We start from the raw sequence: 24482 nt of genomic DNA on the forward strand, positions 1-24482 counted from the left end.
TGTGAAAGTAGTTGACAAAGTTATTTTTTGTGAGGGTAATCTTGACTTATGGCTACTTGATAAAGTGGTCGAAAATCAATCCAATAATATACCAATTGTTGCTGCTGGCGGTAAGTTTAGTTTTTCGACATTTATTCAAGGATATTTTTCTTCTGTAGAGGAAAATAAACAGGATAAAAATAATGAGAGGAAAAATCAAGATGAACGAAAAAAATCTGCTAAAAAATATATTACTTTCAGAGATCGTGATTTTGATACTGAACCTACATCAGAAATTAAGTTACTGCAAATAGATAAATTAGGAAATAGATCGTTTCTATCTCATCGTACCTGTATTGAAAATTATTTACTTGAACCTGAACTCATTCATCAATATTGGATAACCAAATATGAAGAACAATTAGAAAATCCTATTTCTAGATGGGGACACAAAGATTCACCAGGAATTGATAAAATCACTCAATGGATAGAAGAAGCTGCAAAGAATTTACAAGCTTATCAAGCTGTCAGATGGGCTTTAGGCAATTTATGTCAACTTAGTGCTAATAGACAACAGTTAAAAACAAAATGGACTGAAAATACAATTCCAGATTCTCTAGATTTATCTAATTGTAAAAGTGAGGCTTTGTCATTAATTAATGAATTTAAAAATACAGTTGAGGAAGTGACAATAGATAAGTTTGAAGAAAGTCTATCTAAGTATTTACAGCTTTTTAATCAACAGGAATTTTGGCAGCAAAAGCAGTATTTAATTTGGTTTAATGGTAAAGATATTTACAAAGCAATGCACAAAATAAGTCAAGATAAAACACGCCCATATAAATCATATATTTCTATGGATAAATTTTCTAAATGGGCAGTTAATAATATTGACATTAATCAATACCCTGATTTGATTGAATTGAGAAATAAAATAGAACAGCTTTAGAAGAAATATTTTGAAAAGTTGAAAATCAGATTGATTCCTAATTTATTCTGGAATTCAGCCAGTTAATCTTTTGGGAAAATCGAAAAGTTAGCACATCTACCCAAATCATACCCGAATGTGCCAAAATGTACATAACTATTTTTAGGCATCTGTAACCTATGGTTTGGCAAAAAGGTGATAAATTACAGGGTGGGAGATACGTTATAGAAAAAGTTCTGGGAGAAGGTGGTTTCGGGATTACATATCAAGCACAACATACACTTTTAAAGCAGTGGGTAGTAATTAAAACGCCTAATGAAAGCCTAAAAAATGATTCAGAATACCCCAATTATGTGAAAAGATTTATTCAAGAAGGACGCAAATTAGCCAAACTTTCTCAACAACCACACCCGAATATTGTCCGTGTAAATGAGTTATTTGAAGAAAGTAAAACATATTGTTTAGTAATGGATTTTGTGCCTGGTGAGAGTTTATTTAATTTGGTACAGAAACGGGGAGCATTACCAGAATTAGAAGCAGTAGGATATATTAAACAAATTGGAGAGGCTTTAATTTTTGTTCATCAACAGGGTTTAGTTCATCGGGATGCACACCCTGGTAATATTATGGTACAAAAAAATGGTAAAGCTGTATTAATTGATTTTGGAATTGCTGGGGAAATAATGCCCCAAGATGGATATTTTACTTCTCATCATCCTGCTAATATTGCTTTTGCACCTTATGAACAAATGGGAGGAAATAGACAAGTAACCATAGATGTTTATACTTTAGCTGCTTCTTTATATTATGCAGTTACAGGTAAACGTCCTGAAAGTTCCCTGGATAGAAAATTGTATAATAAACCGTTAATTTCTCCTAATAAATATGTTTTTGGTATTAGTGATGGGTTGAATCTGGCAATACTTAAAGGTATGAATTTAGAAGCAGAATATCGTCCGCAATCTATGAGAGAATGGTTAAAGTTATTGCCTGATTTTAGTAATCAGGTTTATCAGATTAGTCAGAAAATAGAACATCAAACAATTAGGACAGAGAAAACTGTTCCCGTTATTGTAGGTGTTAATAATTCTCCTAGTGTTAAGGTAAATATTAATAATATTCCTTCAGTTTGGTTAAAATTCATGAGTTTACATTTGATGATAGTTCTTTTACTATATTATCATTCAAATTATGATTATATTGTTCATCAAAATTTAGGCTTTGCTTTTTTTACTACTTCCTTTACTAATTTAATTATAGCTTTAGCTTCAACTTTGCCTTTAGCTTTGGTACTTGCTTCAACTTTACCTGTAGCTGTATTTATAGCTATGGGCTTTACTGCTATAATTTGTTCTTCCTTAGTCTCTAATTATACTATATCTTATACTGTTGTAGATTTATGTATTGTCATATTTTGCATTATATTTTTCATTATTCAATTTTATTTGGTCAACCTTTATCGTGAAATCCATAAGCATTTAAGCCAATATTCTAGCAAAGATTATAAATTTTTAGTTCTAATGGGTGCATCTTCATTAGGCTTATTTTTAGGCTGGCTAATTTATCAAATCTTCCCAATATTTACCAATCGCTAAAACCTTACATTTTTTATTCTCTCATGATACAATATAATTGAGTTCCAAAAATATAACTACATAAATATAAAAAATATGAACAACCTATCAATTCAAGTGCAAACATTACAGGAAGCATGGGAAAAAGGTTTACAGCAAGGTTTAACCCTAGTTGCTGTAAATATGTTACGAGAAGGTATTGATTTAGATTTTATCGTTAAACTAACTGGACTGCCATTAGAAGTAGTTAAAAATTTACAAGCTGTTGATATAGATGATGATAAAACATTAGTTAAAGATTTTTTAGAAATGAGTGAATCATCATTAGATAAAGTTTGGCTTGATCCAGAGGAAGACGAAGCATGGAAGGATCTATAGAACATTTAATTAAAGGTGATGTTATATCTGTTCCTTTTCCTTTCTCTGATACATCTACCACTAAGAAACGTCCAGCTTTAGTTATAACTGAATCGGACAATAATAATATTATAATTTGTCCTATCACCAGTAAACCAGGTCGAGATTATGAAATTAAGTTAGAAGATCAAGATTTTAGAGTTGGTAAATTGAATTTAAGTCCTTGCTATATTCGCCCTAATATTATTGCGACGGTTGATAAAAGTAACGTAATTCGGTACATTGGAAAAATCAAAGATGAGAAAATTCATCAAGTGATTAGTACAATTATTGAAATTATAGAAAAGCCATCATCACCACCACCAGTATCAAAAGCTTGGGAAAGAGGTAAAAAACCAAAATGATGAAATACCCATATCACCGACTTCTTGGATAAACTATTGAAGTAAGAAGTTTGGTATCTTAAACTACTTACGATTAAACCAATTTTCCCCACCTGGTAACTGTATTAAAACTTCCGCGATCGCTTTCGGTAAAGTTTTCGCCGAATGTTCATAAGTCAAAGTTAAAAATTGACAACCTTTTGCTACCAACTCCGGTTTATCAATCATTTCCTCTAATTGAAATTGATTATATGTACCATTTAAAACCTCATCACTAGCATCAGCAATAGCTTTCTCTATAACCTCCTCTAAAATTAAATCTTCCCATTCATCAACATTAATATAATAGGATTTTTTATTTTCCTTTAAGTTGATATCTTGAATACCTACCACTGAATTTCTAATAGAAGCTGCCCAGGAATTGGTTAGCCGTTGCTCAATTTGATTTTTAATTAAATGTATTAGTAAAATCTTTAAAAAAGACTTTATTTGTTGTATAATTGCTTTCTTACTCATCCCCTCTAACTCATCAACAATAGCTAAAGCATCGCTATAACGCTGTTCTAAGATACTATTTCTGAGGTCTATTAATTCCTGTGTCATCTTTGTATTAACCTCAAATTAACTCAACTACATTTAATATACCATCAAATATGGTTAATGAAACTCAAACCCCATGATTAACCCCTCTCTGCGTTCTCTGCGTCTGGAGCGTGAGAAAAAACAATTATTCAAAAATTACCACAATATGATTTAATATTATAAAAACAACTTCAGTTTAAATCTTATGGATATCTCCCCCAACCAATCATCAAGCCAATTTTTAACCCCTGACGAATCTGCACAAGTTGACGCAGCTTTATTATCTTCCCCTGAAAAGTTTTTAACCAGATTGACAATTTCCTCCTTACGGATTTTACAACATATCGCCAAAGAATATGATGTACCCATTGAAGATTTGACAGCAAAACAAATTATTAACTGGTTTGAAATTGATGCAAAAATTAGAAGAGAAAAAGGAGTAGAAGAAGCATTTTTGAAGTGGTAGGGGATAATTTATAAGGGGACATGATCTTGATATATATAACTAAAAGGCGAGTTTTTATAACTCAGTCCTTTGCTATTTTTGGATTATTAGGACTATCTCTAATTAGTTGTAATTCCAAGGTAGCAAAAACTATGAAATTAACCAGCAGTGCTTTTGTAGATAATGGTTTAATTCCTGCAAAATATACCTGTGATGGTGCAGATATTTCACCGCCTCTAAGCTGGGAAGAAATTCCCCCAAATACCCAAAGTTTAGTATTAATTGTAGATGACCCAGATGCACCAAAAAATACTTTTGTACATTGGGTTATTTATGATATTCCCCCTTCAGTTAACCAATTAGCGGAAAAAATTCCTGCGGGTAAAACTATTCCTATTGGTGGGATACAGGGTAAAAATGATTTTGGCAAATTGGGTTATGGTGGTCCTTGTCCTCCTAGTGGAACTCACCGTTATTTTTTCCATCTTTATGCTTTAGATAAAAAGCTAAATTTAGAACCTGGTGTTAGTAAAAATCAAATTTTAACAGCAATAGCAGGTCATGTTTTAGCAAAAGCCGAATTAATGGGAAAATATCAACGCCAAAGTTAAATGATTTAACAATGAAAAGAATCATTAGATCCCCGATTCATTTAATAAATAATAAATCAGGGATCTAATCACCAATTACCAATTACCCATTACCAAAAAAACAGATATGATAAATATTCAACACAGACAAAATCAATGATTGTAATTATTAGTCCGAGGACTACGCGCACCTGCAACTGCACCCATTAATGCTGCTGCTAAACTTAATAGAGAACCAAGGACAAACCACCATAAAGTTCTGGAAGTTGCTGCGGCAATTTCACGAGTTTGTTCAGCAGTTAAAGCAGGTAAATTTTGTGGTATGGTAGTACCTTGTCCTTGAATTTGATTAATTACTGATGCTGCATTGTAAGCAGCAACCCCAAAAGCACCCCAGACTCCATTTGCTAATAGAAAAGAGCTAATTGCTAAAGTAGTCGCCCAAAGAATTGCACCGTTAAGTAAAGCTGTGTCTCGGTGCATTGGTCCACAGCCGCGAGTTGCTACCCAACCACCAAGAAATAGAGAAATTAATAAGGCTATGGTTGACCAAATCCCCACATTACTAATAATTCCGGCGGCGATTGTTCTTGGTGCTAACGAGTCAGCTATTCTACCTGCACCTAGCGCCCCAAAAAATGAACTTAATATTAATTGCGTAGCTAGAGCAACTAAAACACCGGAAATTATTGGACCCCACCGCACGCGATCGCGGTATTCTGTTACTCGACTAGCTACCGCAGACTCAGAAGGCAGAATTTCATCCCCTATTCTATTTACATAAGACATAGTTTATTTTCTCCCTTGCTATTTCAGTAAAGTTGCTCAGGTATATTTATGCTTTATGCTTTTATTTACAATTAAATTGCTATTTTGTGTTTTTATTATCTATCAGTGGAAAGAGTTAATTACTATGTCTTTAGTGAGAAGATAAGGTTGTGAAATACAGTTTTGAAATATAGATGTAATGTTGAATTTTTCAGACTTTTTACATATTCAAAAAAGACAAAATTCTAACGCATTTTTACAGCCGTACCTGTAGCAGTAATCAGTAACAAAACTCCAGATTGGTCAACGTTAATTGTGCCTGTATCAATTTCAATTCCGATCACAGCATCTGCTCCTAAACGTTGCGCTCTTTGTACTAGTTGTTCTAGTGCTTTCCGTTGTCCTTCTTCAAATAAACGTTCGTAGCTGCCAGTACGTCCCGTCCACCAACAATATCCCTAATGCTGGCTAAAAAGTCCCGCAAAAAATTGCTGCCATAGACAACTTCCGCTGTGACAATGCCCAAATATGAATCAATGACAGCGCCTTGAATGACATCGGTTATGCTTAAAAGCATAATATTTCCTTATTGACAGCCAATAGTTTAAAGTTTGGGTTTTTATGTGCCTCTGATACAGATTGCCATAACTTCTGGAACTTTTTGGATCTTATTTTCATCCTATATTTTCATCCTGCCACACTTGTAAATGCCAATTGAATTGCATCTAGTTCATAGTCTTGCCACTTATCAGATGAGTATAGATGTTCGCCTGAATTCCTATATACAGCAACAGGACAGGGTTCTAAAAATTACCAATTTTAGAAGATTTTGTTAATGTGAATAAATACAGTTTTCAAAACTAAATATTTTTGTTTTAATGTACAAACAAAAACTTCACTAAAATTTAAGGATCTTTATGGTATACAAACAAACATCATTTTTGGTGGCTGTTCTATTATTAGGAAGTTTTGTAACTGCAATTCCTGTAGTGGCTGAAAGTACAGAGGTATTAGTTGCCCAAGCAAGTAACCCACGGTTAAGGGAATTATTAGAGGAAGGGCGGAGATTAGTCGATGCGGGGGATTATAATGGGGCGATCGCTGTCTATCAGGAAGCAGCAAAATTAGCTCCCAGAAATGCGAGAATTCATTCTGGAATTGGGTTCTTATATGCTCAACAAGGTAATTTTCAGTTAGCTTTAACTGCTTATCGTCGTGCGATCGCCCTAGATGGGAATAATAGTGACTTTTATTACGCTGTAGGTTATATCAAAGGTAATTTAGGAGACACCAACGGAGCAAAAGAAGCTTATCGTCGATCCATCCAGCTAAACCGTAGCAATTTTAATGCTTATTTAGGGTTAGGTGTCACACAAACTGCTTTAGGTGATTATACCTCAGCGATGTGGGCTTTTGAAGAAGCAATTAAATTAAACCGTAACAATCCACGTACTTATGAATTGATGGGTTCAATGTTCAAACAACGTAGACAAACTGAACAGGCCAGCAATGCTTTAAGACAAGCTCTTAGTTTATATCGCAGCAGTAATGATGCAGAAGGTGCAAACAGAGTAGAAAATATGCTCAGAGAGATCGGAGGTTAATGTTAGTAGGTAGCAGAAAAAAATTCCTTGACAAATTAAATGATTGCTGAACTCTAACCAATGCTAAAAATAAGAAATAGACTCTGGTGAATTACCAAAATTATGAATACTCAGGGAATAGAAAATCAGCAAAATTTGTCATGGTCTTTTTGGCCTATTTTACCTCTGTATCCCTACGGAAAAAGAAAGACTCTATGCCGAGAAATTATCAAAGATAGCCTATGGATATTTGATCAATTACAGGGCATTCTGTATACAGTTGTACCAGTTAGAATGACCATAATTAAGCTACAGGAAGGCGGACTTTTAGTTTATGCACCTGTAGCACCTACCCCAGAATGTATCAATTTAGTAAAAGAATTGGAACAAAAACATGGGGAAGTAAAATATATAATTTTACCTACCAGTTCTGGTTTAGAACATAAAATATTTGTCGGTCCTTTTGCCAGAAAATTTCCCCAGGCTTTAGTTTATGTTGCTCCCCATCAATGGAGTATTCCTTTTAATCTTCCCCTCAGTTGGTTAGGTTTTCCTCAAAAACGGACATTATTTTTATCAATAAATCATCAAAACAACCCCTTTGGTAATGAATTTGAATATAAAATTTTAGATATCAATTTAGGTAAAGGTTCTTTCCAAGAAGTTGCATTATTACACAAACCATCTCGCACTTTATTATTAACAGATACCATACTTTCTATTTCTGAAGAACCACCGGAAATTTTACAAATAGATCCCTATCCCTTACTATTTCATGCTAGAGACAACGCCCAGCAAAAAATGATAGATAATGCTGATAACCGTCGTCGTGGTTGGCAAAGAATAGCTTTATTTGCAATTTATTTTCGTCCCAGTGCAGTCAAAATTTCTCAACTTGGGGAAATGTGGAAAGATGCCAAAAAATCCCCTGATCGTTCACATCAAGCATACTTTGGTTTTTTCCCCTTTAAATGGGATGAAAATTGGCAAGATACCTTTACTGCATTATCTGGTAATGGTCGTCCTTTTGTCGCCCCAATTTTACAAATTCTCATCCTTCCTCAAGGAGGAAGAGAAGTAATAGAATGGGCTGATCAAATTGCAAATTGGGATTTTCAACAAATTATTTCTTGTCATTTTGATGCACCTATTAAAGCTACTCCTCAACAATTTAGACAAGCATTTAGTTTTTTAGAAAAGCAACCAAAAGCGAGTTATCAGCAACCTTTATTAAAAGAAGATGTGCGTTTTATTGAAGAATTGGAAGCTGGTTTAGTGAAGCGGGGTATTGCTACACCTCAAAAGGAAAAAGTGTAATTTGTAATATTTCCTTCGGAAACGCTACGCGAATGTAATTCGTAATTATTAGGGAACAGAATTTTTGACTTTTGACTTGATTTTCCCCAGTCACCAGTCACCAGTCACCAGTCACCAATTACCTTGCTAGCAATAGGCATTCTCCAACCAGTACCAAAAGCACGATCTGTAATTTTCAATCCTGGTGCTGCTTGACGGCGTTTAAATTCCGCAATAGAAACCAGTTTTAACACCCTATTTACTATTACTTGATCATGACCTGCATTAACTATTTCCCCTGCTGATTGATGTTTATTAATCAACCGTTCTAAAATATCATCTAAAATGTCATAAGCTGGTAAAGAATCTTGATCAACTTGACCAGGTTTTAACTCTGCACTTGGTGCTTTTGTGATAATATGTTGAGGAATAATTTCTTTTTGATGATGGGTATTTAACCAATTACAAATAGAATAAACACGGGTTTTTGGCACATCTGCAATTACCGCTAAACCACCATTCATATCACCATAAAGTGTACAATAACCTACAGCCATTTCTGATTTATTACCAGTAGATAAAAGCAGATGTCCAAATTTATTAGATATCCCCATTAACAAAGTACCACGAATGCGAGATTGAATATTTTCCTCAGCAATACCAAATTCTGTACCTGTGAATAAATCAGCTAAAGTATGATCAAAACTTTGCATTAATTCCCCAATAGGTAAAATTTGAGTTTTAATTCCTAAATTTTCCCCTAACTTTAAAGCATCACTCACAGAATGTTCAGAACTATAAGGAGAAGGCATTAATACACCTAAAACATTTTCTTTACCTAATGCAGTTGTCGCAATAGCAGCAACTAAAGCGGAATCAATACCACCACTTAAACCTAAAACAATTTGAGAAAAACGGCATTTTTTTACATAATCTCGCACACCTAAAACCAAAGCTTGCCAAATTTCCTGATCTTCAGATTCATAAACTGGGGAAATAGAATCTAACTGTAAATCTCGCATTTGTTCATCAAATTCAATAGTTAAAAAATCTGTTTCAAAACCTTTAGCACGACAAATAATTTCACCCTGATTATTTACAGCAAAACTACGTCCATCAAATATTAAATCATCATTTCCACCAACTTGATTAGTATAAATAATTGACTGTTGAAAATTGGCTGCACTATGTTTTAACATTGCTTCCCTTAATTTTTGCTTACCAACTGTATAAGGAGAAGCGGATAAATTGACAATTAAATCTACACCTAAAATGGATAAATCAGCAATGGGATTAACTGCATAATGACGTTTTCCCCAAAATTCCTCATCATTCCATAAATCTTCGCAAATAGTCACACCAATATTGATATCATCTAAAGCGAAATAATTAGCTTGCAATCCTGGTTCAAAATAGCGATTTTCATCAAATACATCGTAAGTTGGTAATAGTCGCTTATAGAAATATTGTTTAATTTTTCCTGCTTCTAATAAAGCAATACTATTAAATAAAGTTTTACCCCCTGTAATATGAGCATCTTTATTTTTAACTACAGTTCCCACTAAAACAGCTAAATTAGCTGGTAAATCTTGAGCTAATTTTTTTAATGTGATATCCATTGATTTCACAAAACTAGGATTTAATAATAAATCCCTGGGTGGATAACCACATAAAGACAGTTCAGGTGTTAATAATAAACGGACATTATTTGCTGCTGCTTGTTGTGCAACTTCCAGGATTTTTTGAGTGTTTCCTGTTAAGTCACCGATGATAGGGTTAAGTTGGGCAATTGCAATTTTCATAAGACAAGGGAATAGGTAATTGGTAATTGGTAATTGGTAATTGGTAATTGGTGATTTGTAACTAATTTTTATCTATTCTCTATTAACTGTCACCTGTCACTTAATTTAAATAAAAACTAAATGTTTATCCTTAAACGGTGCAAAAGCTTCTGCATCAAATTTATATAAACTCGCGGGACGACCTGCACCTCTTGATACTTTAATTCCTGTATCTAATAAAAAACCAAGTTTCAATAAACGCGCTCGAAAATTTGAATAATCAGAAAAGTTTTCTCCTAAAACTGTGGTGTATAACTGATATAAGTCATTTAAAGTAAAGGTTTCTGGTAAAACATCAAATGCTACGGGACTATATTCTAATTTATTTTTCAGTCTTCTGTGTCCATAGGTGATAATTTCATTATGATCAAATGCTAACTGAGGTATTTGTTTAACCGGATACCATGCAATACCCGCAACTTTATCAGCAATTAATTCTGCTTCTTCAAACCGAACTAAAGCAAAATAACTAACTGATAAATAACGCACTCCATAACTATTAATTTCTTCTCTGGGGTCACGGTTTGGACCACCAAAAGTATAAAGTTGTTCTAAATAAAGATTATTAACCTTTATTTTTTCTGCCATAATGCGATAAGCAGCATCTTCTAAAGATTCTCCTTGTCTAACTAAAGTACCAGGGAGACTCCAAGAATTTAAAAATGGTTCTTGCTGTCGCATTACTAATAAAACTAACAGCCGATTTTTGGTAGTATCTACAGAAAATATGACATTATCCACACCGACTTTAAAATCAGCCAAAGTTTGTTGAAGTGTGGAATTTGAGATTTTCTTATGGTTACGTAGTGGCATTTAAACGTACAATTTCTCCCGATAAATATAATCTATAACAGGGGGTGTGAGAGTTTGATGGTCTTTTTGTTGACGAAAAGCGGTAGAGGAAACATCTAAACCTGTTAAACTAGCGATCGCAATTTTTCCTCCTAATTCCCTAATTTTTTCCAAACTAATATTATCTATTACATATCCAGGACGAGGAATCACCAACAATTTCACTTGTTTTAATAAATCTTCAATATGATACCATCTTGGTAATTGAATAACTAAATCTGATCCAATTACTAAGGTATATTCGACATCATTACCCCATCTTAATTTCGCTTTTTCTAATGTTTCCAAAGTTCGCCAACTACTTAATTCTTGTTCCAAACTAATATTACCTAATGGTGCTTGAATATCTGTAATTAACAAATTCAACATTGCTGCACGATGAGGTAAAGGAGTTTGTTGCTCTTTAAAAGGATTATCAGCAGCCCAAACCGCTACCCAATCATAATGTTGAGATAACCATTTAATAATTTTTTGATGTCCCGCAGTTGGTGGATCAGCACTTGTTCCGAATAAAGCGATCTTTTTCATCTTACTTTGCGTCCTTTGCGTTCTTTGCGGTTAGTTTCTTAGTCTTTTCCTTCAACTCATGCAGCATTTCCGAAATTTCTACTTTTACAGAAATTGGATTTTCTAAACTTCTTGTTTCCTGGGGTAAACTCGCTACAGATAATGCGCTTCTTTCTCGAATAGTTTGTAAATTTTCTGTTGGTTTTATCTGCTTACCTGATTTCATCACTAACTCTAACAAAGGTTTTTCTTTCCCAGAATTTTCATCTAATAAACCTAATCTATCAGATTGTAATTTACCATCAACTAAAGACCTAAAAATTTGTTTTTTACCAGGATAAGTAAACTTACCGCTAGACATTTTCATCACCGGAATACCATCAATGTCTACTAATTTATAAACTCCATTTACAGGAGAACCTGTTACTAACTTTGTGCCTAAACCATAACCATCAATTTCTGCACCTTGATTTTTTAATCTTTGTATTTCCCATTCATCTAAGTCACCACTGGCAAAAATTGTAATTTGTGGTAGGAGCGATCGCACTTGTTTTGATAAACTAACTAAATCACCAGAATCTAACCTCACCCCAGTTAATGTCATTTCCCCACTATTTACCTTTTTAGCTAACTTTTCAGCAGCAGCAACAGTATCAAAAGTATCAATCAATAAAGGCGCACCCGGAAAATATTGATGAAAAGCTGTAAACGCTTGTTGTTCACTTCCTTCTAAAGCTGATAACGCCATTACTAAAGCGTGAGCCATTGTACCAGTTGGGTTTTCACCTAGTTGTAATGCTGCTAACACATTGGAAGTGGCATCTAAACCACCTGCTAAAGCTGCCCTTGCAGCCCATAAAGAAGCTTGAGGACTAAAAGCTCTGCGTGTGCCAAATTCTAAGAGTTTTGCTTTTTCCCCCGCAATATTACGTAATCTAGCAGCCCTGGTAGCGATTAATGTTTGATAATTAAGTGTATTTAAAAGATAAGTTTCTACTATTTGTGCTTGCCATAAGGGCGCTTCAATTCTTAATAATGGCTCATTAGCAAATACAGCAGTTCCTTCTGGGACTGCCCACACATCCCCAGTAAAACCACCCTCTGTTAATAATGACCAAAAACGCTCAGGTGCATGATAAAATATACCTGTTCTTTGTAAAGCAGCAATTTGGGCAGAATTAAAACGAAAATTAGCTAAATATTCCAAAGCTTGCGCCAAACCCATCGCTATTAAATAGCCAAACCCTTCAGGTAAGCGTCTAACAAACAATTCAAAGCTGGCTCGTTTTTGTTCTATTCCTTCACCTGTGTAACAAGCTGCCATTGTTAGCTGGTAAAGGTCTGTCAGCAAACTATAATTTTCAGGACAAAGATTCAGTTCTGGGTTTTGGTATCTGTACTTGTCATCATCAACATTTGCAAAAGCTGTCATCTGAAAGCGTCCTACTAAGAGTGCTTCTCTTATTATGGTAAATCATACCATAATTAATGTCAAGTATAGAAAAGATGATGCATGAAAACCTTGCCAATCAAGGCAAATTAATCTTTATATATCTTTATATATCTATTATTTCACAGTTTTTAATGGTAAGACTAATAATTATGTCAGAAAAATACCCGATTACTCGCCAAGAATTTACAATTAGAATTAAAAGAAAAAGTGTGATTCTTCAACTCAATGAAGTATTGCAAAGCAATCTAAAAAAACATTGCGTAAAATATAAATATATTGCGAATATGAGCAACCAACAAATATCAGCATTAAAGTAATAGATATCTCAGATAAAGGGCATAAAAAAGGAGTCTTAGATTATGTTTATCTCCAGAATGCTTGCTAGTATGACCCAATTTATTTCTGAAGCCTTCATGCGAATTTTTAGCCCTACAGATGACGCTTATCCTGTCACTGGTTTTCAACCTTTTACTGGCGTTCCCTATAAGAGACGTAAAGCTGCATCTTGGTAGATTTTTCTTAGGAGTTCAGGAGTTCAGGAGACAGAATAAATCTCCCCAACTCCCCAACTCCCCATCTTCCTGTCACCTGTCACCTGTCACCTAACCATATTTTCAAACACTGGTTTATGTAGTAACCAATCTTGACCTACTTGAATACTAATATCAGAGGCGATATTACCAGTGCTTTCAACCCGCACTTCTCCAAAACCTAAAGTATTACGAATAGATTCAGCACTATCACTATCACCTTGTTGAGCAACAATGTGAGTAGTATCCAAAGGTTCACCCCAAGGTCGAGAAATAAAGATATTACGATATCCAGCTTGTTCTAAAGCTGCAATTAAGGGACGAATTTGAGAGCGATCGCCACCTGTACTATCTTGAATTGCGATCCGTAGCCGAGAGGGATCAGTGATTTCAGGATCAACTGATGTTGATTCTAAACCAAAGTTTTGCACCATTAATTTATTAATTATTTGTGGATCGGGTATCCAATAACTAGCCTCATACTCATGTTTTTCACTAAAACGACCGGGAAGCATTAACATCTGCATATTAGAGCGATTGGTTCGCGCCCCAAAACCAACCAAAGCCACAAGTTCCTCAACAGATAAGTTAGTATCAATATGTTCTCTCACTGTTTCTAGAATTTCTGGTAATCGTGTTAATGTTGCTGGATTAAGACTTTGTTCAATCAAGGCACGTAATACCATTTGTTGCCGTTGAATCCTGCCAATATCTCCGAGTTCATCATGGCGAAACCGGAGTAATTGTAGTGCTTGATCACCTGCCAAATGCTGTTTACCAGCCTTTAAATTAATATATAAATGTTGAGAATCATCCTTATATTTCATATCTTTGGGGACATAGACAGTTACACCACCCAAGGCATCAATTAACTTGCCAACACCCAAGACATTAATGCGGACATAACGATCAATTCCCACGCCTCCCAAGAGATTGCTGACAGTTTTAGCAGTTAAAGCCGGTCCACCATCGACATTGGCGGCGTTAATTTTTTTCAACCCAAACCCTTCAACCTCTGTCCGGGTATCTCTGGGAATGGAAAGCATAACTATTTTTTTGGTATCTGGATCAAACTTGATCAAGAGCATGACATCAGCAAGACCGTCAAAAGAATTAACTTGGGGTAGATATCTAAGTCCTTGGGTTTCAATAGGTGGATTTTGGATATCTGGAGGCAGTACACTCATCCCCATCACCAAGATATTCACAGGGCGAGTTAATTGAGAAAATTGGAAGCCATTGCCAGAAATGCGATCGCTATCAAAAACTGCCGCCTCCTTAGCACTTAACTGAGCTTGCTGCAAAGGTGTACTATCCCAAGAAACAGCCAACAAAGCCCCTGCCATACCTGAGACCATTGCTATCCCGCCCATACCCACCGCAAACCATAGCCAGCGACCTGATTTTGATTTGCGAGAGTTTTTGCCTTTAGCTTTAGCTTTCGCTGATTTTTTGCCTGCTGCTGATGTTCTTTGACTAGTCACAGATTTCCTCACACTGACTGCTAAAATACCGTAAATTTGCTTACTCAATACCAACTCAATATATGTAAATAAATTAGACCATGATGGATAATTCTTGGTGTTGTCTACTTACTTACCTATCGTAGATACTACAAGACCTTTACCTGCATTTCTGTTGATTTTTTGATCATCCGGGAAGTTGATGGAAGTAGTTTATGGAAGTATGGCAATAATAAACCAAATTTGATTATTTGATGATATTGGTGGGTAGATTACCTATAAATGCTGGTATCAATCCTCAGATTGTTAAAAACATGAACAAATGTAAATTTACTATTTACGCAGTATTCGCTCGGCAAAACTACTGAATCCAGGCAAAGGATAAGACCTGCCTTGAATGACACGAAAAATTAACCAAACACTCATTAAAAAGTAACCAGATGTGAGAAAACTGTTAAGAATTAACAACCGGAGTGTAAAAAAATCTGAAGTAGCTGCCCCAGTTGCTAACAGCAAGTACCCTAACATCCATGTAAAGCCCAAGGTAATGGACAGACGACTCACGGCCAGTTGTTCCCGACTACCCTCATGGCGATAGAGAGTCCAAAGGGAAGGAAAAAAGCCGATGACAGGAATCAAGTATAAAAGCAGCAATCTTTTAGAAGTGGCAGTTTCTGGAGCAGGTGGGTAATTATCAATAGGTGGTAGATTTTCCATTGTGGAGGGTCTCATCATAAACCAGAGGAAGACATAAGATTCATATAGTTAGAGATAATAGTCTGTAAACAAGAATTTAGCTTAAGTTGTATTTAGTTCTATCCCCAATCAGCTAAAAATGCAGACACGAAAGCTACTTGACTGGTGGCAAACATTTACACCAGTAGCGCGAATCGGGGCGATCGCGCTATTCGCTCCTCTATTAGTTCTCAATGGTTGGGCGATATCGGCAATTTTTCATTATTTCCACTCTTTGATAGTCATTTTAGTCGGAGCCTCAGTGCTGGCATTTCTGCTTAACTACCCAGTAAGTTGGATGGAAAAGCACGGTGCAAGACGAGAACAAGTCGCCATTTTGGTATTTTTATCAGCTTTATCAATTTTATTGGCGCTGGGTGTCACCCTCTTTCCTCTAGCCCTAACTCAAGCCCAGCAGTTAGTAGCCCGTTTACCAGAGTTGATAGACTCTGGGCGATCGCAGTTAATGATGTTAAATGAAAAAGCCGAGATGATGGGCTTACCGATTAATCTTGATGCTATCGTCGTGCAAATTAATGATCGCGTCAAGAGTCAACTGCAAGCTATAGCCGGACAAGTATTAAATCTCGCTGTCGTCACCTTTACCAGCTTGTTAGACTTTCTGTTAACGATGGTTTTGACTTTCTATCTATTGCAACATGGCGGTGAACTTTGGCAAAGCTTAGTAGAATGGCTCCCTACTAAATTTCGTGAACCTTTTTCCCGAACAGTACGCCTAAGTTTTCAAAACTTCTTTATCACCCAGTTGATTTTATCTACTTGTATGGCCTCGGCTCTGATTCCCACCTTTTTGTGGTTGAAAGTGCCTTATGGGTTGTTGTTTGGCTTAACTATCGGCATTATGGCGCTAATCCCCTTTGGTGGTTCTGTGGGTATCGCCATGACAACTTTGTTAGTCTCCCTACAAGACTTTTGGATGGGTGCTAGAGTCTTAGCCGCCGCAGTCATCGTGCAGCAAATTCTGGAAAATATCATTGCACCCCGGATTTTAGGAAGTTTTACAGGTTTAAATCCAGTTTGGATACTCATTTCCGTTTTGACTGGGGCAAGAATCGGTGGACTTTTGGGCGTGATTGTGGCGGTTCCTTGTGCTGTTGTCATCAAGACAGTTATTAGCGCCATTCGTCCACCGATTATGAGTGATGAAACAGAAAACGCTGCTTCTGGAGAGTTAGCCGCACCCATGACACCAGAAGCATCTCCTTCACCTCCAGGCAATAATTCTCTCAGTGTTTCTGATGGTGTTCCTTGCCGTCAGCCGATACAAAACGGCTAACTCTATCTAGGTTTTACATTTATTCGACATAGCTCCCAGAATTTTACAAACCTTGGAAAAACCCTTTCATCTGCATGGAATTGATCGGTCTTTTATCAAAGAATTGGCCAGAGATGCTAAAGTAGCTCATATCATCAAGGCTATAGTTGACTTGGGACGCAGCTTGGGGTTAACACTAATTGCTGAAGGAGTAGAAAAGCCTGAATAACTAGATTTCTTAAAGTCTATTAATTGTGATGATGTGCAAGGATATCTGTTCTATAAACCTCTTTCTGCCCAACAAGCTACAGAACTCATTAAAGAAGGAGTCAGGAGTTCAAGGAGTCAGGAGTCGTAGGGGCGAAGTAGGGGCGAAGTAGGGGCGAAGCATTCGGAAAATAACCTGTGATAAAAATTGATAATTGATTGCCTTCGGCACGCTACGCGAACGCCCGAATGCTGATGCTTCCAGCACGCTTCGCGAACGCCCGTACAGGAGTCAGGAGTCAGGAGTCAGGAATAGGCTATCAACTATCAACTATCAACTATCAACTATCAAATTTTAACTTTTAGGAAATTCTGATGAACCGTTCAAAAATAGTCGCCATTATTACAGGTGCAATTTCTATACTTTTAGCTATAGCTTACCTAATTGTCGTTCAAATCCTCGACTACCGAGATATGAAACCCGCCCCTATTAGCTACATAAACTCATCAGCACCAATTATAGCAGAATTGCAAATTTCTAGAAGTCAGTAGAAACTTTCTGGCGCAGTTTATGTACAGGAGTCAGGAGCAAGAATTAATTTTTTTGACCTTGCTCCCGCTATTTCCTGTTGTTTGGTATATTCATAGATTCTATACGATAGATACTATCAGATAAATCAATCCATAGAACTATAAGAAAAAATTAGATAAAATATCGTGGATTTATCTAGTTAAGTAATTCCCTTTTGGCAGAGATAACGGTAAGCTATATCTAACAATATTAAGCAAAAATAAAATTGTCTTATTATTTCTAGTTAACATCATCAGGGATCAACGCTTGTTGACAAACAAGCAACAATATTCAGTGCAAATATAGAGGTGAGTTCATGTCTCAGTACCTGCTAGAGACCGTTTGGCTGGTCCCTTGCTATGCTTTATTAGGTGGTGTTTTAGCTTTACCTTGGTCGCCGGGAATAATCAGGAAAACCGGACCAAGACCGGCAGGTTATGTCAACTTAGTAATGACATTTTTGGCGTTTTTACATTCTGCAATAGCCTTTCTGGGTACTTGGAATCATCCTGCTAAAGAGGTATTTATTCCTTGGTTATCCACAGCAGGTTTAAAACTAACTATTAATTTAGAACTCTCTGCAATTAATGTAGGGGCATTAATGGTTATTACCGGTTTAAATTTCCTTGCCCAAGTTTATGCTGTGGGTTATATGGAAATGGACTGGGGTTGGGGAAGATTTTATTCTTTATTAGGTTTATTTGAAGCTGGTTTATGTGCCTTAGCTTTATGTAATAACCTATTTTTCAGTTATGTAGTTTTAGAAATTCTCACTTTAGGTACTTACTTGTTGGTAGGTTTATGGTTTAGTCAACCGTTGGTTGTGACCGGTGCGCGAGATGCGTTTTTAACCAAGCGGGTTGGTGACTTATTCCTGTTAATGGGAGTTCTCGGACTGTGGACTTTAGCAGGAACTTGGGATTATAAAGATTTAGCAATTTGGGCGCAAACAGCCCAAGTAGACCCGACAATTATTACTTTGGTTTGTTTGGCTTTAATTGCCGGTCCAATGGGTAAATGCGCTCAGTTTCCCTTGCATTTGTGGTTGGATGAAGCAATGGAAGGACCTGTTCCCAGTACCATTTTACGGAACTCAGTGGTAGTTGCCAGTGGTGCATGGGTGCTGATTAAATTACAACCTGTATTTAGTTTGTCTCCCATAGCTTCCTCCGCAATGGTAGCTATTGGTGCTGTTACAGCTATTGGTGGTTCATTAATTGCGATCGCCCAAATTGACATCAAACGCTGTTTATCTTATTCTGTCAGTGCTTACATGGGCTTAGTGTTTATCGCCGTAGGCACACAACAGGATGAAGCCGCATTATTATTAGTCCTCACTCATGCTTTATCTGCTGCACTTTTAGTCATGAGTACCGGAGGAATAGTTTGGAATAGTGTCACCCAAGACGTTACCCAACTCGGTGGTTTATGGTCACGTCGTCCCATTTCCGGTTTAGCATTTATTGTGGGAACATTGGGTTTAATTGGTTTCCCACCTTTAGGAAGTTTTTGGGCATTAGTAAAATTAGCTGATGGTTTATGGGGAACACACCCTTGGTTAGTAGGAATAATAATTGCCGTCAATGTGTTTACAGCCTTTAGTTTAACCAGAGAATTTGGTTTAATCTTTGGTGGTAAACCCAAACAAATGAGTGAACGTTCACCGGAAGCTATTTGGTTGATGGTTTTACCAATGATGGTTTTATTTGGTTTTGTTTTACATCTGCCTTTAGTGTTGGAAAGTTTATCTTTATTACCTAGTTGGGCAACATTAAATAAAGATGTGGCACTGTTATTTATTTGGTCAAGTATTTTCGGTTGCAGTATTAGTGCTGTAATTTATTTAGGAAACATTATTCCTAAACCAGTTCGCTTACCCTTCCAAGGTTTACAAAATTTACTTGCTTACGATTTTTACACCCCCAACCTTTACAAAATGACCATCATTTTTGGCGTTGCCCAACTTTCTAAATTAGCTGACATGGTGGATAGATTTGTCGTTGATGGCATTGTTAATTTTGTCGGTTTATTCTCCTTATTAGGTGGGGAAGGGTTGAAATATAGCAACAATGGACAAACCCAATTTTACGCTTTCACTGTTTTATTAGGAGTTAGCGTTTTAGGTGCTTGGGTTACATGGCCTTTCTGGGGTGTGCAGTTCATGAATTTGGTTTTTTAAAAGCTATCAGTAGGTGATAGGTGAAAGAAAATTAGGAAACAAAATATCATAATTTTACCCAATCACCAATCACCAATCACCAATTACCAATTACCAATCCCCAATTATGTTAAGTGTTTTAATTTGGTTGCCAATTATTGGCGCTGCAATTATCGGATTTTTACCAGATACAGTCATTCCTAAAACGAGAACTAGATTAGTAGCTTTAACTCTTTCCTTTGTAGTTCTATTGTGGAATGCTTTCATCCTGCTGAAATTTGATATCAATAGTCCAGGAATGCAGTTTCAAGAGAATTTACCTTGGAATGAAACCTTGGGTTTAAATTATCAATTAGGTGTTGATGGGCTATCAATTCTAATGTTGATATTGAATAGCTTATTAACTTGGATAGCCATTTACAGCAGTAACCAAAATACCGAACGTCCTAAACTTTTCTATTCGCTGATTTTATTAGTTAGCGGTGGTGTTGCTGGTGCTTTCTTAGCCCAAAACTTACTACTTTTCTTCCTTTTCTATGAATTGGAATTAATACCTTTCTATTTATTAATTTCCATTTGGGGAGGAGAAAAACGCGCCTATGCTGGGATGAAATTTTTGATTTATACAGCAGTTTCCGGGGCATTTATTTTAGCAACATTCCTGGGCATAGTTTGGTTAAGTGGTTCTCATAGTTTTGCCTTAGATGCGGTTAATACTCAAAACCTGTCTGCGGGAATGCAACTGTTATTATTAGTAGGAATAATTTTAGGTTTTGGCATCAAAATTCCTTTAATTCCTTTCCATACTTGGCTACCTGATGCTTACGTTGAAGCTTCTGCACCTATTGCTATTTTATTAGGTGGAATTTTAGCTAAATTAGGAACTTATGGACTCTTAAGATTTGGGTTTGGTTTATTTCCCCAAGCTTGGAATGTAGTAGCACCAACCTTAGCAATATGGGGTGCTGTTAGTGCAATTTATGGGGCAGTTGTAGCGATCGCCCAAAAAGACATCAAGCGCATGGTAGCATATAGTTCAATCGGACACATGGGCTATATTTTACTTGCAGCCGCAGCTAGTACCAACCTGGCCTTAGTTGGTGCAGTCGCGCAAATGTTTAGTCATGGTTTAATTCTGGCTATTCTCTTCCATTTAGTGGGACTTGTAGAAACCAAAGTTGGAACAAGAGAACTAGATAAACTCAATGGTTTAATGAGTCCTATTCGCGGTTTACCTATCGTCAGTGCTTTACTGGTGTTAGGTGGTATGGCCAGCGCCGGTATCCCTGGTTTAACTGGTTTTATTGCAGAATTTATCGTTTTCCAAGGCAGTTTTTCCACCTTCCCCATCCCCACATTATTGTGTGTAGCTTCCTCTGGTTTAACTGCGGTTTACTTCGTTATTCTTCTCAACCGCACCTGTTTCGGTAGACTAAATAACGACTTAGCTTATTATCCCAGAGTGGTTTGGGCAGAAAAAATTCCCGCATTAATATTAGCTTCCCTGATCATTTTCTTGGGAGTACAACCTACCTGGTTAGTGCGCTGGAGTGAAACCACAACTACAGCAATGGTAGCAGCTATTCCTACTCCTGAAAAAACCGTAATTTCTCAAGTGGCTTTGAAGTAATTTTTTAAGCTGTCAGCTTGTCAGAAAAATTGATCTCGTTCCCAGTCTGAGACTGGGAATGCTATCTCAGAGGATCTGCCTCTACTGTAAAAAAACTAAAAGGCAGAACCTTTTAAAATTCATTCCCATACTCTGTATGGGAACGAGAAAAAAACGAGAAAAACCACGAAGGCACGAAGAACACTAAGGAAGAGAAGAATGAGAAGAAGAAAAGGAATAAGATAGATAATCTAGTACATTTATTAACCTCTTAAATCTCTCTGCGCCTCTGCGTCTCTGCGTGATAAATTCATAAATATAGGAAATCAAAATGGTACAAACTCCCGATAAACCAATCACCAAACTACCACCATCAAATCACGAATTTGCCGATGTCATTCATCGTCTAGAAGCTGGTGGTTCAATGCTGCCAGATACACCAGAAAACTTAATGCAAATCATCGGTATTTATAAAGCTTACGCAGTACCGATGGATTTTTACTGGCGCGACTTGCTTTATATTGGGGAAAGAGTCTTTTTAAATCCTCTTCCTGCTTTTAAATATTTCTTACCTCAAGAATATTTAGACTTACATAATCATTATGCAGGGGATGATGCTGATTTAAGAATTTGGCGCGGTGAAGCTACAGCACATCCTGAACTTTTGGCATTTATGGAAAAGGGTGAAACTCGCAAAATGCCAAAGTTACTACATCATTTATTCCATGACAGAATTAACATGGAATTTGCGGAAGCTTGTATGCAAGCGATGTTATGGCATCGGAAAATGTACGCCCCTGTAAATCAATTTGATGCCTATTTAGATTCGGATGAATATAAAGCTAATGCTGATAAAGCAATTAAAGCTTACTTTAAGAAAAATCCTTTAATGTTGGGACTTTATAAACTGTTCCCTGATATGTTTTTGGAACAGTGCCGGATGATGTCTTATTATGCCAATTTAGGACTTTTCTGGGAAGTAATGGCACCGGTATTTTTTGAAATGTCGGATATTTATGATGAAGGCGGTTTTAAAGGTGTTCCTGATGCCATGAATTTTTTAGTGAATGGTATTTTTGCGATCGCCGGTCGTCCTATTTATCATCATGTTTATGTTGATGGTGAATGTTATGAAGTCATTCCCAAATCTAAAGGTTTTACTTGGTTATATGAAGCAGCTTTACCCTATGTAGAAGCTGTATTTTACCGGACTGCACCATTTAGAGGCACAAAGTCTTATAATGCCCAAGCAGGACAAGTACCAGAAGACCAAAAAGACTTCCATTATGGCATTCTTTACGCTGACGTATTCCCTGTAGGTACTGCGGGTATTCCACCCACATTATTAATGCAGGATATGTTGCATTTTCTGCCCCAATATTTAGTTGATTATTACAAAAAACATTGTCGGGGTGAAGATGATATGTTGATTCAGTTGGGTGTAACTTTCCAACGTTCAATGTACAATGTCACATCTGCGGTAATTCAAGCTTTAAGAACTGCGTTGTTATATCCTTTAGATGATCCCAATCCTAAACATTTACAGGCAAATCGGGAGTTTTTTGAAATGCAATTGAATCGCTTCACCCGTGCTGATTATGGTATGAGAGATGCGGCGAAATTGCGGAGTGTTCAAAGTCAAGATTATCGTTAATCAGCTAAAGATACCAGACTTCTTTAAAAAGTCCGGTATCTACACTTAAACTACGTAATTGGGGTTTGCTGAATAAACCTAAAACCTTGATATATCAAAGGTTAGAGGCTGATAAACACAGAAATTAGTGCAAGGGTTTTGAAGGGTATACCGGAAAAAGTGTGCATTTTTTGGGATTTCAAGAGATGGCAAAGAAATTTTCAAATCTTCTCCTGACTCCTGACTCCTGACTCCTGACTCCTATGCCCTCACGGAAAGACTTTCTCAGCAACCCCTAATTGAGTAGTTATTTACTATTACATAATTTCATCAGGATTAATACCCAATTTACGCAATTTTTCCGCTAATTTTTCGGCTTTTATTTTCGCTGCCTTTGCTTCTTCTGAAGGTTCGGGAATTAATTCCCCATCTAATGTAAACCACCTCAACCAAAGTTTAGGAATACCACGAAATGTTCCTTCCCATAACCCCAAACTTAAACCTATTTCTGGGATATGTAAACGTCCATCAATAAAATTTACAGATTCATAATGACCACCTACTAATTGAAATGCGCGGACTTCGTTGGTATAACGACTAAAAACAATATAATAAGGAATCCTTAATATGCGTTCGTAAACTTCCCATTTTGTAGGGGGTTTATCTGCTTGACTTGCTTTAGTTCCTAAATCTTCTTCTTCTGTTCCCGGTGATAATAATTCAACTACCACAAAAGGGTTAGCTGGTTCTTGCCAAGTGACATAACTTAAACGCAAATCTTGATGATTATATAATTTAGAAACTCCAACTACACCAAACCAATCAGGTCTTTTATACCATAAAGGATGTTGTAGATCATAATAAAGATTGAGATCCGCAGCACTATAAACTAATTCTGGATTCCAGTTTATGGGTTGAAAAGTCAAATATAAAAGTAAGGGTTGTAAAAAATGAAAATCATCTGGCAAACCTTTTTCCTCCTGGTTTTCGCTTGGTAAATCATACATTGTGGGTAAGGTTTCCCTTGGGGGAAGGGGTGGTTCTGTTTGTGGGGGTAAAGGTGGTGAGTAAGTCATTTTATTTTAGATTTTAGATTTTGGATTTTAGATTTTAGATTTTGGCTTCAAAAAACAAATCATGTTTTTCAACAATGATTTTTAAG

23 protein-coding genes and 3 pseudogenes are annotated in these 24482 nt (G+C 36.4%); 16 read left to right on the plus strand and 10 right to left on the minus strand.

Features of this window, described 5'->3' with window-relative positions; all coding sequences use genetic code 11:
• The first annotated feature begins 1 nt into the window (after position 1).
• The 4 genes from H6F47_RS05175 to H6F47_RS05190 all read left to right on the plus strand — a co-directional run bounded on the left by H6F47_RS05175 (position 2) and on the right by H6F47_RS05190 (position 3242).
• Positions 2-928, plus strand: a complete 927-nt coding sequence (locus tag H6F47_RS05175; RefSeq protein WP_190647932.1) for a hypothetical protein — start codon at positions 2-4, stop codon at positions 926-928.
• A 158-nt stretch (positions 929-1086) separates the two neighbouring features.
• Positions 1087-2502, plus strand: a complete 1416-nt coding sequence (locus tag H6F47_RS05180; RefSeq protein WP_190647933.1) for a serine/threonine-protein kinase — start codon at positions 1087-1089, stop codon at positions 2500-2502.
• 75 nt (positions 2503-2577) lie between these two features.
• Entirely contained in the window at positions 2578-2859 is a 282-nt protein-coding gene (locus H6F47_RS05185) for a hypothetical protein (RefSeq protein ID WP_137668481.1), read from the plus strand.
• Positions 2844-3242, plus strand: a complete 399-nt coding sequence (locus H6F47_RS05190; RefSeq protein ID WP_137668482.1) for a type II toxin-antitoxin system PemK/MazF family toxin — start codon at positions 2844-2846, stop codon at positions 3240-3242. The genes H6F47_RS05185 and H6F47_RS05190 overlap by 16 nt, the downstream gene beginning before the upstream one ends.
• Positions 3243-3305: 63 nt before the next feature.
• Here H6F47_RS05190 and H6F47_RS05195 read toward each other — a convergent pair whose 3' ends face one another.
• Positions 3306-3824 carry a DUF29 family protein gene (locus H6F47_RS05195; RefSeq protein ID WP_190647935.1) on the minus strand — a complete coding sequence of 173 codons (519 nt, stop codon included), beginning with the start codon at positions 3822-3824 and terminating at the stop codon, positions 3306-3308.
• Between the two features lie 184 nt (positions 3825-4008).
• On the opposite strand from H6F47_RS05195, the gene H6F47_RS05200 reads away from it, so the two are divergent.
• Both H6F47_RS05200 and H6F47_RS05205 read left to right on the plus strand, forming a co-directional pair.
• Positions 4009-4269 (plus strand): hypothetical protein, encoded by a 261-nt coding sequence (locus tag H6F47_RS05200; protein ID WP_190346303.1) that lies wholly within the window; start codon positions 4009-4011, stop codon positions 4267-4269.
• A 131-nt stretch (positions 4270-4400) separates the two neighbouring features.
• A complete protein-coding gene (locus H6F47_RS05205; protein ID WP_242027337.1) occupies positions 4401-4859 on the plus strand; it encodes a YbhB/YbcL family Raf kinase inhibitor-like protein in 459 nt (152 codons plus the stop codon).
• A 132-nt stretch (positions 4860-4991) separates the two neighbouring features.
• On the opposite strand, the gene H6F47_RS05210 is transcribed toward H6F47_RS05205, so the two are convergent.
• Together H6F47_RS05210 and H6F47_RS05215 are read right to left on the minus strand one after the other, a co-directional pair.
• On the minus strand, positions 4992-5627 hold the full coding sequence (locus H6F47_RS05210; RefSeq protein ID WP_190647937.1) for a hypothetical protein: 636 nt from the start codon (positions 5625-5627) through the stop codon (positions 4992-4994).
• Between the two features lie 224 nt (positions 5628-5851).
• Positions 5852-6183: pseudogene (locus tag H6F47_RS05215) on the minus strand (YbjQ family protein).
• A 340-nt stretch (positions 6184-6523) separates the two neighbouring features.
• On the opposite strand from H6F47_RS05215, the gene H6F47_RS05220 reads away from it, so the two are divergent.
• Together H6F47_RS05220 and H6F47_RS05225 are read left to right on the plus strand one after the other, a co-directional pair.
• Entirely contained in the window at positions 6524-7210 is a 687-nt protein-coding gene (locus H6F47_RS05220) for a tetratricopeptide repeat protein (protein ID WP_190647939.1), read from the plus strand.
• A gap of 102 nt (positions 7211-7312) precedes the next feature.
• Positions 7313-8506, plus strand: a complete 1194-nt coding sequence (locus H6F47_RS05225) for a DUF4336 domain-containing protein (protein WP_190647941.1) — start codon at positions 7313-7315, stop codon at positions 8504-8506.
• Between the two features lie 104 nt (positions 8507-8610).
• On the opposite strand, the gene H6F47_RS05230 is transcribed toward H6F47_RS05225, so the two are convergent.
• The 4 genes and pseudogenes from H6F47_RS05230 to H6F47_RS05245 form a co-directional block, all read right to left on the minus strand.
• Positions 8611-10287 (minus strand): NAD+ synthase, encoded by a 1677-nt coding sequence (locus tag H6F47_RS05230; protein WP_137667748.1) that lies wholly within the window; start codon positions 10285-10287, stop codon positions 8611-8613.
• Positions 10288-10392: 105 nt separating this feature from the next.
• Positions 10393-11139 carry an NUDIX domain-containing protein gene (locus H6F47_RS05235; protein ID WP_190346299.1) on the minus strand — a complete coding sequence of 249 codons (747 nt, stop codon included), beginning with the start codon at positions 11137-11139 and terminating at the stop codon, positions 10393-10395.
• 3 nt (positions 11140-11142) lie between these two features.
• Positions 11143-11706 (minus strand): annotated as a pseudogene (locus H6F47_RS05240) (nicotinate-nucleotide adenylyltransferase); the annotation flags it as partial.
• A 1-nt stretch (position 11707) separates the two neighbouring features.
• Entirely contained in the window at positions 11708-13117 is a 1410-nt protein-coding gene (locus H6F47_RS05245; protein WP_190647943.1) for a nicotinate phosphoribosyltransferase, read from the minus strand.
• 56 nt (positions 13118-13173) lie between these two features.
• Between H6F47_RS05245 and H6F47_RS05250 the strand changes: the two genes are divergently transcribed.
• A complete protein-coding gene (locus H6F47_RS05250; protein WP_190647944.1) occupies positions 13174-13455 on the plus strand; it encodes a hypothetical protein in 282 nt (93 codons plus the stop codon).
• A 42-nt stretch (positions 13456-13497) separates the two neighbouring features.
• Positions 13498-13650, plus strand: a complete 153-nt coding sequence (locus H6F47_RS05255; protein WP_096566607.1) for a nicotinate phosphoribosyltransferase — start codon at positions 13498-13500, stop codon at positions 13648-13650.
• A gap of 86 nt (positions 13651-13736) precedes the next feature.
• On the opposite strand, the gene H6F47_RS05260 is transcribed toward H6F47_RS05255, so the two are convergent.
• Positions 13737-15152, minus strand: coding sequence for an LCP family protein (locus H6F47_RS05260; protein ID WP_190346297.1), 1416 nt, complete (start codon positions 15150-15152; stop codon positions 13737-13739).
• 312 nt (positions 15153-15464) lie between these two features.
• Positions 15465-15848, minus strand: coding sequence for a hypothetical protein (locus H6F47_RS05265; protein ID WP_137667743.1), 384 nt, complete (start codon positions 15846-15848; stop codon positions 15465-15467).
• A gap of 118 nt (positions 15849-15966) precedes the next feature.
• On the opposite strand from H6F47_RS05265, the gene H6F47_RS05270 reads away from it, so the two are divergent.
• The 6 genes and pseudogenes from H6F47_RS05270 to H6F47_RS05295 all read left to right on the plus strand — a co-directional run bounded on the left by H6F47_RS05270 (position 15967) and on the right by H6F47_RS05295 (position 23341).
• Entirely contained in the window at positions 15967-17163 is a 1197-nt protein-coding gene (locus tag H6F47_RS05270) for an AI-2E family transporter (protein WP_190346296.1), read from the plus strand.
• A 79-nt stretch (positions 17164-17242) separates the two neighbouring features.
• Positions 17243-17500 (plus strand): annotated as a pseudogene (locus H6F47_RS05275) (EAL domain-containing protein); the annotation flags it as partial.
• A 224-nt stretch (positions 17501-17724) separates the two neighbouring features.
• Complete coding sequence (locus H6F47_RS05280) at positions 17725-17901, plus strand: hypothetical protein (protein ID WP_187039704.1); 177 nt, start codon at positions 17725-17727, stop codon at positions 17899-17901.
• Positions 17902-18236: 335 nt separating this feature from the next.
• Positions 18237-20099, plus strand: a complete 1863-nt coding sequence (locus tag H6F47_RS05285; protein ID WP_096566599.1) for an NAD(P)H-quinone oxidoreductase subunit F — start codon at positions 18237-18239, stop codon at positions 20097-20099.
• A 106-nt stretch (positions 20100-20205) separates the two neighbouring features.
• Positions 20206-21708, plus strand: a complete 1503-nt coding sequence (locus H6F47_RS05290; RefSeq protein ID WP_096566597.1) for an NADH-quinone oxidoreductase subunit M — start codon at positions 20206-20208, stop codon at positions 21706-21708.
• Positions 21709-22018: 310 nt separating this feature from the next.
• A complete protein-coding gene (locus tag H6F47_RS05295; RefSeq protein ID WP_096566595.1) occupies positions 22019-23341 on the plus strand; it encodes a CO2 hydration protein in 1323 nt (440 codons plus the stop codon).
• 296 nt (positions 23342-23637) lie between these two features.
• Here the strand turns inward: H6F47_RS05295 and H6F47_RS05300 are convergent, their stop codons facing one another.
• Entirely contained in the window at positions 23638-24396 is a 759-nt protein-coding gene (locus H6F47_RS05300) for a Uma2 family endonuclease (protein WP_096566593.1), read from the minus strand.
• Between the last annotated feature and the right edge of the window lie 86 nt (positions 24397-24482).

This window comes from Sphaerospermopsis sp. FACHB-1094 (assembly GCF_014696195.1).
GTDB classification, from domain to species: Bacteria; Cyanobacteriota; Cyanobacteriia; order Cyanobacteriales; family Nostocaceae; genus Sphaerospermopsis; species Sphaerospermopsis kisseleviana.